Origin of the sequence: Butyrivibrio sp. AE3009 (assembly GCF_000420845.1) — a bacterium.
Lineage (GTDB): Bacteria > Bacillota > Clostridia > Lachnospirales > Lachnospiraceae > Butyrivibrio.
Genome location: NZ_ATVS01000001.1, coordinates 142,951 through 158,104 on the forward strand (window position 1 = coordinate 142,951; position 15,154 = coordinate 158,104).

Genomic DNA, 15,154 nt, shown 5'->3' on the forward strand with positions numbered 1-15,154 from the left:
TTGTCCCCTCCTCATTTCACACACTTATAGACTAACACAAAAAAATAAACAGACGCAAATCACACTGACCTACGCCTGTTTTACACTTATTTTTTCACAGAATATCTTACTTTCCAAAAAGCATATCCGCAACCTTCTCAAGTTCCCGTCTCTTCTGTACATCATCATAGCCTTTTTCTCTGTCATCGATTCCTTTAACCACATCAATATAGAACAGACCATGATGGTTACAGTAGAAAAAGATTCTTTTAACGCCCCGGATCTTGAACCTGGTCTCAGACCTTCCTTCCGGGTAGAGTTTAATCATCTGAAGCTCGTCTGATGATGCAGCTGCCACGAAAGAAATGTAATGTTCCTTGGTCATGCTGTGATTAATCCTGACATAATACTCGTCCTCGGAGCGCTCAATGAAGATCATATGCTTTTCATCTGAAGGCTCCGCTGTTTCCGGTGATAAAACAATCCCATGACAGCTGATGACCGCCTCTCCCATGCTGTGGATTACATTGCCGCAGACAGGACAAACATAAAATTTGGACCGCATCATGTTTGCGGAAACATTGGCGTTACTTACTGTATTCCCTGATATCAGCTCAGTGACGGATATCCTGAACACATCCGCAATGGGCTCCAAAAGAGTAATATCAGGATACCCTTTTCCCGTCTCCCACTTGGATACGGTCTTATCGGTTATTCCCAGCTTCTCTGCGAACTGAAGCTGAGTCATCTTATTCTTTTCCCGAAGCCCTCTGATAACTGCACCTGTAACATATTGGTTCATATTCACTCACCTCCATATACAGATTGTAAATCCGCTAGTATCCTCATGGTACCTACGGAAAGTAGAGTCATCATTTTTCCTGAAATGCCGTTAAGCCGCCTATTTTCAGAAAATTCCGCAACATATCGATTCCTTGCGGCGTCATGATGGACTCGGGATGAAACTGAAGTCCAAAGATCGGATACTCCTTGTGCTGTACCGCCATAACTTCACCGTCATCTGCAGTGGATATTACCTTAAGGCACTCGGGAAGCGTATCGGGAACCAGTGCCAGGGAGTGATATCTGGCAACCTTCACAGTCTTATCAAGTCCCTCAAATATCGGCGAAGTATTGTCCACCTCTGCATCTGACTGTTTGCCATGCATCAGGTGTCTGGCGTGGGATACGGTACCTCCGAAGGTCTCACAGATAGCCTGATGTCCCAGGCATACACCAAGGATCGGTATCTCTCTCCCAAGCTCTTTGACTACCTCCTCGCAGATGCCTGCATCGCAGGGCTTGCCGGGACCGGGAGAAAGAACAATGGCGGAAGGCCCCAGCTCTCTTATCTCCTCCACTGTCATGGCATCATTTCTAACTGCCTTGATGTCAGGATTGATGGTTCCTATCAACTGATACAGGTTATAGGTAAAGCTGTCGTAGTTATCGATTATAAGTATCATGGCTCAGTCCTCCTTATCCATAAGTGTGCTGGCCTTGATGGCATTTACAACAGCCTTGGCCTTGTTAACACACTCGGTAAATTCAGTCTCGGGAACGGAATCCGCAACGATTCCGGCGCCGCTTCTTACAAATACCTTGCCGTTTTTCTTATAGGCAAGTCTGATGGCGATACAGGTATCCAGGTTACCGGTAAAATCAACGTATCCGATGGCACCGCCGTAGATTCCTCTCTTGATCCCCTCCAGCTCATCGATCAGCTGACAGGCCCTTATCTTGGGTGCTCCTGACAGCGTTCCTGCAGGAAGAACACTGTCCACCGCATCAACAGCCGTATACTTATCGGAGAGCTTGCCCTTAACGGAGGATCCAATATGCATTACATGTGAATATCTCTCAATCCCCATGTATTTCTCAACTTCAACACTTCCGAACTCACAGAGCCTTCCAAGGTCATTACGGCCAAGGTCCACCAGCATGTTATGCTCCGCCTTCTCCTTCTCATCTGCAAGAAGCTCTTTTTCCAGAGCCTGATCCTCCTCATAGGTAGTTCCTCTGGGTCTTGTTCCCGCAAGAGGGAAGGTACGAATCACGCCGTCCTCTACCTTAACCAGCGTCTCCGGGGAAGCTCCCGCTATCTCCGTATCACCGGAAAAATAGAACATGTAGGGCGAAGGGTTCGTAGTACGAAGGATACGATAGGTGTCAAACAGTGAACCTTCAAAAGCAGCCTCCATGGGATTGGACAGCACCAACTGGAAAATATCGCCATCAACAATATACTGCTTGGTCTTCCTCACCTTCTCGCAATACTCCTCTTTGGAAAAAACAGGGTGGATGTCCTCAAGAAGCTTACCGGGTTCAATTCTCTTAGCCTCTCCCTTTACAATGATGTCTTCCATCTCGCCAAGCTTGTGAACAGCCTTGTCGTAGCTATGCTTAAAGACTGCTTCGTCCGCATCCACATGGGCATTGGAAATAAGCACTATCTTCTGTCTGAGATTATCAAATACAATAAGGTTCTCGAACAGCATCAGATCCATATCGCTGAAGTCATACTCATTTTGGGCCTTGAACTTAAGTGACTTCTCGGCGTACTGCATGTAATCGTAGGAAAAATAGCCAACGAGGCCGCCGGTAAAGGTAGGCATTCCCTCAAGGCGGGGAGATTTATTTTTCTCCACAAGTTCTTTCAGAAAGGCTCCGGGTGCATCGCAGTCCGACTCGGTAACCTCCCCATTTTCATCCGTTACATAGAGCTTATGTTCCTTGAGACTGATCTCCATTGTGGGATTGTAGCCAAGGAAGGAATACCTTCCCCACTGTCTTGAATCCTCCACACTCTCCAAAAGGAAGCAGTGGTCACTGACGTTCTTGAGCTTTCTCATTACCTGAACGGGAGTAGCAATATCGGAGAGGATCTCTCTTACTACGGGAATAAGCTTGTAGTCCCCTGTTCCGGCGATCTTAAGTACTTCTTCAAATGTTGTCTGGTGCATTTCATCCTCCTATTTATCTTATCCCTCTTATTTCAATAATATTTCCATTCGCGCGAGTGTGCATCCATAGCGGAGCGCTTTTTTATGAAATAAAAAAGCCCTCAGCAGAAACTGTTATAAATTTCTGCTGAGGGCGAGTAAACTAAAATCTACCCGTGGTGCCACCTCAATTTGTGATACATCACACGCTTAATAAGATACCAACATATCTCTGACCTGGTAACGGGTGTCTGCCCGTCATGAATACTTGGGAAAAAACCCTTTCACCATGCCCTCAACGGTCCATTTGCAAATCAGCTTACTATCCGGCTCTCACCTACCCGGACTCTCTGGGAGTGCTCCATCTGCTTTATCTCCGCATCATAGGTTTTGTCTGTATTTATGGACTATTATAGCTTTACCGCGTTAACCTTGTCAATTGATAAATCTTAATTATTACGTGGAAAAATTATCATCCGCCGTAATAGGTGGTAACTGTCTCACCCTTCTGTCCGAGAGGTACCTGGTGATCAAGACCAACGAATCTGCCGGTTCTGGAATCTGACCAAAGGGTCTTCTTCATCATGTTGTACTTCTCAGTATCCCATGTAAGCCAGTCGCCTTCAAGAAGTCCGCCGGTATCGCCGGAGTTGGGGTTGATGCACCAGAAGGTGTGGTTGATCTTGTTCTTGGCAATGAAGTCAGCCATGATGTAGAGATACTTCTCATTGCTGCCACCATCCATAAATCCGCCCCACTCACCGATAAGGAGAGGTGCGATATTCTGATCCTGGAGATAGAACCAGTTGTCATACCATACGTCAGCAAGAAGAGTCTCCTCTGAGAAATCCTTCTTGAACCAGGACTGCTCATATACAAGCGGGCCATAGTCGTGAGGTGAATATACGAGCTGGCTCTGATACCGGCCAAGATCTACAGGAAGGTCGCCTGCAAGTCTGAGGTTGCCGCCCCACCATTGTCCGTAGTACTTGAGCTGATCCTCTGATGCGTTGGGATCCTGTGTGCCGGAGTTGTAGTCATAGCCCGGTCTTGGAGTCTCCTCGATACCCTCTACCATGATAAGGAGGTTAGGGTTAACATCAAGGATAGCCTTACCGCAGCGGCTTGCTGCATATCTCCAGTTGTTCTCATCTGTTGAGTCATCCCACTTAGCGGAAACAGCTTCTGCCTGTGAGAATTTGCCGTGAGGCTCATTCTTAAGGTCGCAGGCGATGATGGTGTCATCATTCTTGTACTCATTTACAAACCATGTCCAGCCTTCTATCCAGTCTTCTGTTGTGAAGCCCTTAGGGCCATACCATACGTTGTAGTTGTGACCGGAGTTGTTGGCATCTGCGCTGTGGCAATCCATCATAACCTTGATACCGTTCTCTTTGCAAAGAGCAAGGAAAACATCAAAGATCTCTCTTGAGCCCATATCGGAGCCATCTGCTCTCTTAAGCTCGGGATTAGCATAGGTATTAACGTTAACCTTAACGTTCTTGCCTGACTTCCACTCAAAAAGAAGCTCTGTTGAGATAGGCACACGAACAAGGTTGATGCCGTGATCAGCCATGCTCTCAACTGTTGTCTTCATGTTGGCACTCCATAAGCCGTGGAATACTCTCTCTGAGCAATTAAAACCAAACCAGTTGGCGCCGGTAAGATATACTTCATGTCCGTACTTGTCATAGATCCTACCGCCCTTGGCATGAAGCCAGTCATCACCCTGAACAGCATCGCCTGTATAAGGATCCGGCTGTGGTGTAGGTGTAGGATCTGGCTCAGGTGTCGGAGTGGGATCCGGTGTTAGTGTAGGCTCCGGTTCCGGTTCAGGCTCGGGCTCCGGATCGGGCTGAGGCTGAGGCTCGGGTTCAGGCTCAGGTGTAGGCTCGGGATCAGGTGTGATCTCTCCGCTGAGATCTCCGTCCACAAGGATCTCTACCTTGTTACCTACATGGCTTGAACCCTGGATGCCGAACTCTACGGCATTACCGGATTCGATCACTGAGTTCCACTCCATGGGAGTGATGATGTAATAATTGCCGCTTTCTGTAATCTTAACGTTCCAACTGGAGTCGATTCCAACGTCGTTCTTGTTTATCTTAAGGGCCCATGATTCTGCTCTTTTGCCTGTGTCGTTCTTAACCTTGATCAGCACCTGGTAGCCTGAGCCCCAGTTGTTGATGGTATATGAAGTTGTAAGGCCTGTGGCAACAAAAGAGCTTATAGGAGCTGTATTTCCTGCTGCATAGGAACTAAGGCTGCAAAATCCGGAGCCTGTAATTACCATGGCGGCTGCCAGTGTTCCGATAAAGGCCTTTCTGTATATTGATCTCATTTTCTTGTGCATTGAGTATTTTCCTCCAGAAAAATGTAGTTACTACCCACAGCCCAAAGGCTGTGAATAGTAACTATGTATCAAAAGGTTAGTTAATTGGCTTCTGCAATAATTCTAACTGAGCTTCCAAGGTGGCTTGATCCCTGAACACCAAATTCAGTTGACTCGCCTGCTCCAAGAGAAGCATTCCATGACATAGGAGTGATGATGTAGTAGTCAGCGTCTTCATCGACGTTTACGCACCAGCTTGAATCGATTCCTACATCAGCCTTGCTAACCTTAAGTTTCCAAGAATTGATTCTTGTTGTTCCGTTATTCTTAACCTTGATGAGTATCTGGTAACCTGATCCCCAGTTGTTAAGTGTGTACTCAGCAGTAACACCTTCTGTAACTACAGGTGTAGGCTCTGGCTCGGGCTCAGGCTCGGGCTCTGGCTCGGGCTCTGGCTCAGGCTCGGGTTCAGGCTCGGGCTCGGGTTCGGGCTCAGGCTCAGGAGTAGGTGTAGGAATCGGATCCGGATCGGGATCTTCGATTACTACAGGATCAGGGATAACTGGATCGGGAGCAACGAAGCCTTCTCCAAGAACGAGCGTGCCACCCTCGAAGAGCTGCATTCCGTCAGGAGTAGTCATCTGGTTGTTGCTTGTGCCGCCAAGACCCTTTACGCAAGGGCTGTTGGAATAATCCCACTTGCCGGGAGCTGTGAATCTGAGCTGAAGTTCGCACTTGCACTCGCTCTGTCCGCCGGGATAGATCTGTGCGCCTGAAAGGTCAACGTCTACATAGTAGATACCGGCCTTCTCTGACTGCTTGAACTCAGAGATCTTAACTTTGTGCTGCATATATGTTGTTGAGATTGTCATGTCAGAAGCCTTGTAGCCCTGAGCAATAACGTCGCTAAGGTCGAAGAAAAGACGAAGTGTAAGGTTGTCTGTATTTCTTGCAGGCCATGCTGTGTGGTTCTCGATGACTGCCTTGATCTCAACAAAGTTGATCTTGTTGTTCTTGTCCTGAGCATTGATGCCGGCCTTAAGAACGAATTCTGCTCCGTCGGTCTTCTCAATAGCTGTAGGAGTTGTAACTGCACCGTAGCCGTTCTTCTCATACATGTATGCGCAAGCGCCTGTGAAGCCGGCATTGTAGTCACATGCAACTTCGTTTGCGATGTAATCGCTTCTGTCATCCTTGTAGCTGTCATTTGCTCCGCTGGGACCACCAACTACAGCGCCAACAAGAGTATGTCTTGATGTTGCGGGCTCAGCATTGAGGTTGTTAGACCAGCAACCATGAGCTGCTCTGTGGTGAGGGTTCTTGGGAGACTTGTCATTGTAGCCAACCATGAAGTTCTGGCCTGAGCTGCCAAGTGTGTAGTTAACTGTTCTCTCGATGTAAGAGTTAGCGTCAGCGATGTGCTGTCTGTCTGCCTTCTCAAGTCCAACATAGATTGCATCTATGAAAGCCTGGTTGTTAGCATAACGTACGCTGCCCCACTGGCTGAGGAATGAAAGTCCGCCGGGAGAGATTGTTATAGGGTTGGATCCCTCTAACTTGCCGTTCCAGCAGTCAATACTGTTCTCAATTGCTGTGTAGTACTTCTCCTTGCCTGTAAGTTCTGCAAGAAGGAGGCATGCGCCCATGTGTGTGTCATCCCATGACATTGTCCATGAGTAAGCCATCTCTGTGCCGCCCTGGAACTCTGTTCCGAAGTTCTCGGCATACTGCTCGGCCTTGGTGATGTAAGACTTGTCGCCTGTTGCCTTGTACAGCCAGCAAGCTGCAAGTGCAAGCTCATCATAGAAGCCGCTGTAAGATGTGTAAAAGCCGCTGGCTGCTGTGTAGCCTGCGTCGCTCTTAGCTCTGTCAGCCATACCAAACAAAGTCTTGGCATGTGCAAGATATGTAGCACTTCTTGAAGGATCTGTGTTCTTAAGTACCAGAGATGCAACTGCAAGAGATGCAGCAGCTTCGCCGGTAACACAGGAACCACCGTTAGCAGATGTGTCGTCAACCTTGAAGGAAGGTCTGTCCATCTTGAGCTCTACAAGCTCAGGTGCGCCCCAGAAACCATGATCCTTGCCGCCATCGCCTACCTGGTAGTAATAAGTACGTGAATCAGGGTTACATTTTACAAAATAGTCGTTGGCCCAAATGATATCATGAAGGATCCACTTGGTCTGACCGGACTTGGAATAAGCCTGAGGATTGTTCAGATAAGACCATCCAAGTACCATTGATGAGTATGCCATAGGCAGATTGAACTTAACGTTATCACCTGCGTCATACCATCCGCCGGTAAGATCCAATCCGTTATCAGCTCCATCATTAAGTCCCGAGTCTGCTCTCCAGTTAGTTCTGGACAGAGTCTCCTCGGATAATTTACCGGATTCCTGCAACTGGTAGAATAACAAAGATTTAGCCAATGCATCCCCATAATTGTAATTGCCGGCAGCCTCAACCTTGATTGACGGGAAGCTCATGCCGCCAACTATAAGTGCAGCGGATAAAGAACCCAACAACACTTTTTTGCAAAAAGACTTGATACCTTTATGCATATAACATATTCCCTCCTTACATTACATTGTTTAGTAATAAAAAATGATACCTGCGCGCATTGATATCATGTATTACTCCCACACGAAAGCCTGATAAATGTTACGAATATGTTAATATTTAAATTTTCAGTATATTTGATGTATTTTCAGCAAATATTTGCATTACCAAATACAATTATTCCCTTTTGCATATATAATTGTAACTTAAACGTTTTAGTTTGTAAATATTATCCATGTATTTTTTTGATTAATTTTAATTTTTTATTTCTCAATTTTAATTTGACTGATTTATTTTAATTTAAATATGAAAAAACCTGTAAAGATGTAACATTTTTGTCACACCTTTACAGGTATAGTTTCCTACAATATATGGTTTAGATATTATTACTGAACCGTAATTCCAACGGAGTTTCCAATGGAGCCTGCTCCCTGGATGCCGAACTCAACGGATGCGCCGGGTTCAAGAACGCTGTTCCAGGACATAGGGGTGATCACATAATAACCGCCCTGCTCATCAACGTTTACACACCAGCTGGAATCAATCTTAACGTCGTTCTTGTTAACCTTAACGGTCCAGGAGTTAACTCTTGATGCGGAATCATTCTTAACCTTGATAAGTACCTGATAGCCTGAACCCCAGTTGTTGACTGTATATGTTACGCCAAGGTCTCCTGCTACAGGTGTAGGATCTGGCTCAACGACGGGCTCGGGATCGGGCTCTACGATAGGATCGGGTTCTACGATAGGCTCAGGATCGGGCTCAACGATAGGCTCAGGATCTGTTCCGGGAATCTGGCTGCCATTAATGGTAGCAGGTGTTCCGTCAACATGCTTCATGATAGCGCTGATGATTGCGGGATCCTTCCACTGAAGAGTGCTTCTGTCAATATACATGTGGCACTCGCCGTCTGAACCTGCAGAGTTGTTCTGGTAGTAGTTGTTATCCCAAAGTACCATAGCAACGTTGCTGTACTTAGCAGCTGTTCCCCAATAATAGTCAGCCCATCTTACACGGTCTGAAGTGTTGTTTCTGTTGGTTGCACTTGTCTCACCTACAACTACAGGAACGTTCTTTGAAAGGAACTTGGAGTTAAGATCATTAAAGAATGAATCGATATCTCCCTTGTTACTGTCATCAAATCTTGTGGTGTATGTGTCGCTTGCAAGTGCAAAATAGTAAGGAATGTAAGCATGAACTGAAAGGATCAGTCTGTTGCTTGCAGTATCAGTAGGCATCTTGAAGGTATCAGTCATGCAGCCTTCGATTGAAGCATCGTAGCCGGGAACCATAACGCATCTTGTAGCGTTATTGCCGCCTGTTGATCTGATAGCATTGAGTGCAACCTGGTTGTAATCATTGATGCATGCTACAGCTTCCTTGATGTCGTTACTTGGGTTGTTACGAGGGAACCACCACTCTTCGCTGTGACCTACAAGCCTGGGCTCGTTCATGGTCTCAAATACAAGGTGATAGTCATAGTTCTTGAACTCATTGCCGATCTGTGTCCAGATTGACTTGAAATATGCCTCTGAACGGCTCTTGTTCGCATTGTTCGGAACATAGAAACACTTCTGATCGTTGATGTCATGGTGTGAATTAAGGATGACATACATATCATTTGCGATAGCATAATCAACCACTTCCTTAACTCTCTTCATGAAGAAATCAGGAATCTGATAATTGGAACCGGTTGTGTACTGGCCCCATGAAACAGGAACACGGATTGTGTTGAAGCCTGCCTTGGCTACTTCATCGATAAGTGCCTTGGTTGTTGCCGGATTACCCCAATATGTCTCCATTGAAGTTGTGCAGGGATACATGTAGGACTGAGCAAAAGAATCCAAGCTGTTGCCGATGTTCCAGCCCACTGTCATGTCCGATACAACTTCAGTGGCAGTCTTGTTAGTACCGCCTGCGGCCTGAACGTTCTTCGCAGGAATTGCAGATACGATAACAAGTGCAGAAAGAATAACAGATAATGCTCTTTTAATGCCTTTAAGTTTAGTATTGTGCATCATACGCACCTCCCTTTTAGTATGTCGCGACAAATATATAATAGGAGTATGGTCCAAGGTACGTCAACACATTTTTTGTATATTTTTTTAATAATTTTAAAATTATCTGACAACTCTCATGTGCAGTTTCCACTAAATCTCCCTAGTTTTCGCCATTATTTTGCATCAATTAACTCAATCGTTTACTTTAAAGTTTTCGTAATAAAAGTAAAAAAACGCAGGCACCTCGATGTTTTTTCGAAGTCCCTGCGTAAAAATCAGTTCAATCAACCGTTTAGTAATATTGACTAAATTGCATTAACTTATATTCCTTACAGCGCCAACCGAAACATATTTGTCGATCACTGCGCCGTAGTCCGTACCCTCCTCAGTTGAGGGATGATAGATGCCGTCAACCATGTAGAATCTGGAGCCGTTCTCCTCTTTTACCAGCTTGTAGCCGTCATCATAGAAGGCCTTCCCGGATACCTTTCTGTCATAGAGAACACCCTTGCATTCAGACAAGGGACATCCGGGGAAATTGACATTGTAGATGCATCCCTGAATATGCTCTTTTTCTATAAGATCTGCCATGATCTCTTTGAGATATCTCTCGGTTACTTCATGGCAGCCGTTATATCCTTCGGAAAAAGCAATGGACAGGCATCCCTGGAATTCGCCCTCGAAGGCGGAAGCTGCCGTCGCGGAATACTGAATATCCGATGCAACGTTGTAGCCATTGTTGATGCCGGTCATTACAAGATCCGGTTTCTCAGGCATTACCGCAATGCTGCCGACTCTTATACAATCTGCGGGCTGTCCGCTGCAGGCAAAGGCCTGCACACCGGGAACATCAAACTCATAGGGCCTTATCTCTATCTCATGCCGCAGGGTTATGCTGTGAGAAGCAGCACTTCTCTCCCCGTCAGGAGCCACAACCCAGACCTCTCCGAACTCTTTGGCACACCTTGCAAGGCGTACAAGTCCGTCTGCATGTATTCCGTCGTCATTTGTAATCAGTATCTTTCTGGGCATTAAATATCTCCTTATATTTCAGTAAAAAATCGGGATTAGATCTCTGCAGCTCTCTTAAGAGCATCATTTATATGAGGCTGGAAGTTCTCTCTTCCAACGAGGTCTACAAAGCCGTCCTTCTCCATGGTATTCATGGGCTGCTCGTTAACATGTGAGAACACAAGCTGTACGTTATGCTTTTTGCATCTGTCGTAGAGCTGTTCAAAAGAATGCATTGCGGTTGCGTCAATAGCAGGCACACCACGCATACGTATAACCAGTGCTCTTGTGAAATCCTTGAAGCTGATCTCTGCAATCTGCTCTGCGTCGCCGAAGAACATAGGACCGCTGATCTCATATACACGCACGTGCTTGGGAATATTCTTAAGCTCCGTTCCGTCGGGATCATCCTCGGGATCGTAGTACTTCCATCCGCGAACTCTTGACTCCTCGCTCATTCTCTTCATGAAAAGGAGGCATGCAAGAACCATACCAACCTCGATAGCAACAACAAGGTCAAATACGATTGTAAGTACAAAGGTAACAACAAGAACGATTATATCGCTCTTAGGTGCTGTTTTGCAAAGATGAACAAAGGTCCTCCACTGGCACATGTTATAAGCAACCATAAAGAGGATTGCAGCAATGGTAGGCATGGGAATAAGTGCTGCCAGAGGCATGAGAACCACAAGTACCAGTACAAGGCATACAGCGTGGATCATACCTGCGATAGGGGTTCTTCCGCCGTTCTTGATGTTTGCTGCTGTTCTGGCAATAGCGCCTGTGGCAGGAATACCGCCAAAGAGCGCTGAACCGATATTACCAACACCCTGAGCAACAAGCTCCATGTTGGATCTGTGCTTGGAATCGATCATACTGTCAGCAACCACACATGACAGAAGTGACTCAATTGCAGCAAGGATAGCGATTGTAAAGCCGTCTCCTGCGATTGATCTCAGGGTTCTGAAATCAAAAGAAGGCATATGAGGTGTAGGAAGTTTTCCTGAAATCTCATACAGATCTCCGATGGTGTTAACGTTCATATTAAGGAACTTCACCATAAGGATACCTACAATAACAGCAATAAGTGATCCGGGGATCTTCTGGCTGATCTTGGGCCAGATGATCTGAATAACAAGGCAGATAAGACCTACTATAACTGCCTGATAATTGATCGTAGAAATGTTTTTGACAACAGCCTCAACCTTTTCAACAGTCTCAACGGTAGTTGTTCCCGCAGGATATGTAAGTCCGCAGAAATCCTTTATCTGTCCGATAGCGATTGTAACTGCGATTCCTGCAGTAAAGCCTGTTGTAATGGTATAAGGAATAAACTTGATAAGTGATCCGAGCTTGAATACGCCCATAAGTATCAGCAGTATTCCGGCAAAGATAGTTGCAAGAGCAAGACCTTCCATTCCCTTGGTTGCAACGATTCCTGCAACTATAGTTGCAAAAGCCGCTGTGGGACCTGCAATCTGTACTCTGCTTCCTCCAAGGAAGGAAATGATAAAGCCCGCAACAATGGCGGTATACAGACCTTCCTGAGGTCCTACGCCCGATGCAAGGGCAAGAGCAATTGAAAGGGGCAGGGCAATGATTGCAACGATGATACCTGCAACAAGGTCGCTGGCGAACTGCTTGCCGTTATAACCCTTCAATGCTGTAAACAACATGGGTTTCAATCTTTCGTTTTCCATAATCTCCTCATTCTCCAAACGTTTTTTGAAAAAAAGCCACAGAAAATTATAGTCGCCTTCTCTTTATTTTTCAACAAGTTTTATCATGGCTTCCTTCCACCACTTGTTGTAAGGATGTTCTCTTGTGGGCATATTTAATCTGTTTGATCCGAACAGTACGGTTGTCGGATGTGTAAACTCCATAAAACCCCATTTTCCGTGATATGCTCCCATCCCGGAATGCCCGACACCGTTAAGCGGAACCCCCTTGACCATCATGTGAAGGCATACTTCATTTATGCAGCCCCCGCCATATTGCATGGTCTGCATTACTCTTTTGGCCCAATTAACGTTTCCGGTAAAAATGTACATGGCGAGGCTGTGCTCTCTTCTCCTTATCACATCAAGAATCCTGCCTACCTCTTTATCCCTGAAGGTAACGATCGGAAGCAGCGGACAGAACAGCTCCTTTTGCACGATAGGATCATCGGCATCGATAGGATACAGAATTGTAGGCGCAAACTTCAGAGTCTTATCATCACCTTTTCCGCCGAACACGATCTTATCCCTGTATTTGTCTGCCAGATCTGCGCACTTTTTGTAAGCGCCCTCATTAATTAAGTGCGGATACTCAGGGTTGTTAACCGGATCCTCACCAATCTGACGGTTAAAGGCTCTCATCAACTCCTTAAGGAAATCTCCTACGACCTCCTCTGCCACTGCTATCTGATTGATATTGATGCAGATCTGTCCTGCGTTCAGAGCCTTAAAAAATGCTATCTTCCTGGCCGCATCCTTAAGATCCGCATCTGCCCTTATTATGCACCAGTTGCCGGTCTCACCCCCAAGCTCAAGGGCTGTGGAAGTAAGATTCTTAGCTGCCATCTCAAGAACATGTACGCCAACCTTGGGAGATCCAGTGTAAAAAATCTTGTCAAAGCGCTGAGACAGACACATATCAGCAACGTCATGCCCACCGTCTATCACAGTCACATACTTTTCAGGAAAAGTCTTGGCAATCAGTTCCTTCATAACTGCAGTACAAGCAGGAGATTTGGAACTGCACTTGATAACTGCGGTATTTCCGCCTGCAATGCTGGCCACCAGCACCCCAAAGGACAGGATGATCGGGAAATTGAAGGGACTGATTATAAGACTGACGCCATAGGGCATCTTGTATACCTTGGTTATTATGCTTGGAAAGCAGTGGATGCCACTAAAATGAGTCTCGGGCCTTGCCCATTTTTCCAGCCCCCTTATCATCTCATTGGCTTCCATCACAACCGTCGCCACATCACAAAAATAAGCTTCCAGCGGGTCCCTTCCAAGATCCTCTCCAAGGGCCTTTTCCAAATCCTTCTGATAGGTCAGCATCGCTCTTTTAAGCGCTTTCAGCTGCCTTATACGAAAGCCGATATCCAGTGTTTTTCCCGTATAAAAAAATCCCCTTTGCTTATCTACTATCTGTCTGATTCTGTCTTCGCTATACATTGTATTTCCCTCATCACGGATCGCAGTATTCGCCGTACTCGCAGCCAACACCCTCCGCGTAAATCTCATCTATCAGTTCTTCCTTAAGGCCAAACAATGAGCGCTTGTAGAGCCTTAAGATTCCTGTTCCTGTGCCGCCGTTCCAGAGCCTGTTGTGTCTCTTATAGCCCGTAGGAGCTTCATATCTGATATTAAGCATATCTTTTTTCTTGCACTTAATTCTGGTGTCCAGTTTGGCATCCTTGGTAATCTGAACCACGTGCCAGCGGATTTCATCCTCGGTTTCCCAGCACTTAAAGAGCGTCCTTGACAGAGTCCAGAACTTGGAGAAGTTAAACTCATAGTCCTCTCCCTCATAACAGAACTCTCCCAGGAGCTTTCTGTTAAGGGCAAGGAAAAAGATTTTGGGTCTTCCTCCGCCTATCTCAAAGACGCTGTTTTGCAGCTTCTTGCCGGTGATTCTGCTGGTGAGATTATTTGATGACAGCCATACCCAGGGACTGGTAAAATCTCCGCCCCAGTTCTTGTCGGAATAGCCATTACAGGTCTCAGGCTTAAGCAGGTATTTAACGCCGTTTAAAATGATCTCGCCTTCAAATACCGTCTTCATGCCCTCTGCGTGCCAGAACATCTCAAAGGCATTGATGGTTCTGAAGAACTTGTTGGCGCCATAGCCCACATGAAATGCGATTTCTTTTTTGATATCAAAGTTCCAGCTCATGGAACCGGCATCACTCATCCACTCAGGATGCGCAGCGGCGTCGGCGGCGCTCACATCAATACTTCCCTCAGAGTGAGTCTCACTGCACATGCAGTCTGCTGCCTTGATGCTATAAGGCGCATCCGGCTGAATATCCGTATCCCATATGGAAAAGAATCTGTGGAGCTGGCCGTGGTCTTCACCCCAGAAGCCTGCATTTACCATAAGATAGGAGGGTCTTATTCCCTTCTTTTGTTTCTCCGGATCGTTCCAGACAATCACGGGCTCGTCCTTGGCAAGGCCCGGATTACAGGTAAAAAACTCAACGTAAAAAGCCTTCTTTTCGCCGGTCTTCTCATTTTCCGCAGTCATCGAATGCCACCACCAGTCGTACCCTTTTTCGGCCAAGGGTCCGCGGAGCATCCACTCATCTCTTGTAATATCATGAATATTTGCCACTG

The 15,154-nt window shown here is 46.2% G+C and carries 10 protein-coding genes; all 10 read right to left on the reverse strand.

What is annotated here, in order from left to right:
- Positions 1–106 precede the first annotated feature (106 nt).
- The 10 genes from G588_RS18590 to G588_RS22315 all read right to left on the reverse strand — a co-directional run bounded on the left by G588_RS18590 (position 107) and on the right by G588_RS22315 (position 15,152).
- Complete coding sequence (locus G588_RS18590) at positions 107–781, reverse strand: helix-turn-helix domain-containing protein (protein ID WP_022776813.1); 675 nt, start codon at positions 779–781, stop codon at positions 107–109.
- A gap of 70 nt (positions 782–851) precedes the next feature.
- Positions 852–1,445 carry an anthranilate synthase component II gene (locus G588_RS0100595; protein WP_022776814.1) on the reverse strand — a complete coding sequence of 198 codons (594 nt, stop codon included), beginning with the start codon at positions 1,443–1,445 and terminating at the stop codon, positions 852–854.
- A gap of 3 nt (positions 1,446–1,448) precedes the next feature.
- Positions 1,449–2,942 carry an anthranilate synthase component I gene (gene trpE / locus G588_RS0100600; RefSeq protein WP_022776815.1) on the reverse strand — a complete coding sequence of 498 codons (1,494 nt, stop codon included), beginning with the start codon at positions 2,940–2,942 and terminating at the stop codon, positions 1,449–1,451.
- A 451-nt stretch (positions 2,943–3,393) separates the two neighbouring features.
- Positions 3,394–5,274 (reverse strand): cellulase family glycosylhydrolase, encoded by a 1,881-nt coding sequence (locus tag G588_RS0100605; protein ID WP_026668489.1) that lies wholly within the window; start codon positions 5,272–5,274, stop codon positions 3,394–3,396.
- A gap of 80 nt (positions 5,275–5,354) precedes the next feature.
- Positions 5,355–7,814, reverse strand: coding sequence for a glycoside hydrolase family 9 protein (locus tag G588_RS18595; RefSeq protein WP_051139886.1), 2,460 nt, complete (start codon positions 7,812–7,814; stop codon positions 5,355–5,357).
- A 384-nt stretch (positions 7,815–8,198) separates the two neighbouring features.
- On the reverse strand, positions 8,199–9,833 hold the full coding sequence (locus G588_RS18600; RefSeq protein ID WP_022776816.1) for a cellulase family glycosylhydrolase: 1,635 nt from the start codon (positions 9,831–9,833) through the stop codon (positions 8,199–8,201).
- 294 nt (positions 9,834–10,127) lie between these two features.
- Positions 10,128–10,844, reverse strand: a complete 717-nt coding sequence (gene surE, locus G588_RS0100620; protein WP_022776817.1) for a 5'/3'-nucleotidase SurE — start codon at positions 10,842–10,844, stop codon at positions 10,128–10,130.
- A gap of 35 nt (positions 10,845–10,879) precedes the next feature.
- Positions 10,880–12,523: a SulP family inorganic anion transporter gene (locus G588_RS0100625; protein ID WP_022776818.1), complete on the reverse strand. Its 1,644-nt coding sequence runs from the start codon at positions 12,521–12,523 to the stop codon at positions 10,880–10,882.
- 63 nt (positions 12,524–12,586) lie between these two features.
- Positions 12,587–13,993: an aldehyde dehydrogenase family protein gene (locus G588_RS0100630; protein ID WP_022776819.1), complete on the reverse strand. Its 1,407-nt coding sequence runs from the start codon at positions 13,991–13,993 to the stop codon at positions 12,587–12,589.
- Positions 13,994–14,006: 13 nt separating this feature from the next.
- Positions 14,007–15,152 carry a tocopherol cyclase family protein gene (locus G588_RS22315; RefSeq protein WP_022776820.1) on the reverse strand — a complete coding sequence of 382 codons (1,146 nt, stop codon included), beginning with the start codon at positions 15,150–15,152 and terminating at the stop codon, positions 14,007–14,009.
- Positions 15,153–15,154: the final 2 nt, after the last annotated feature.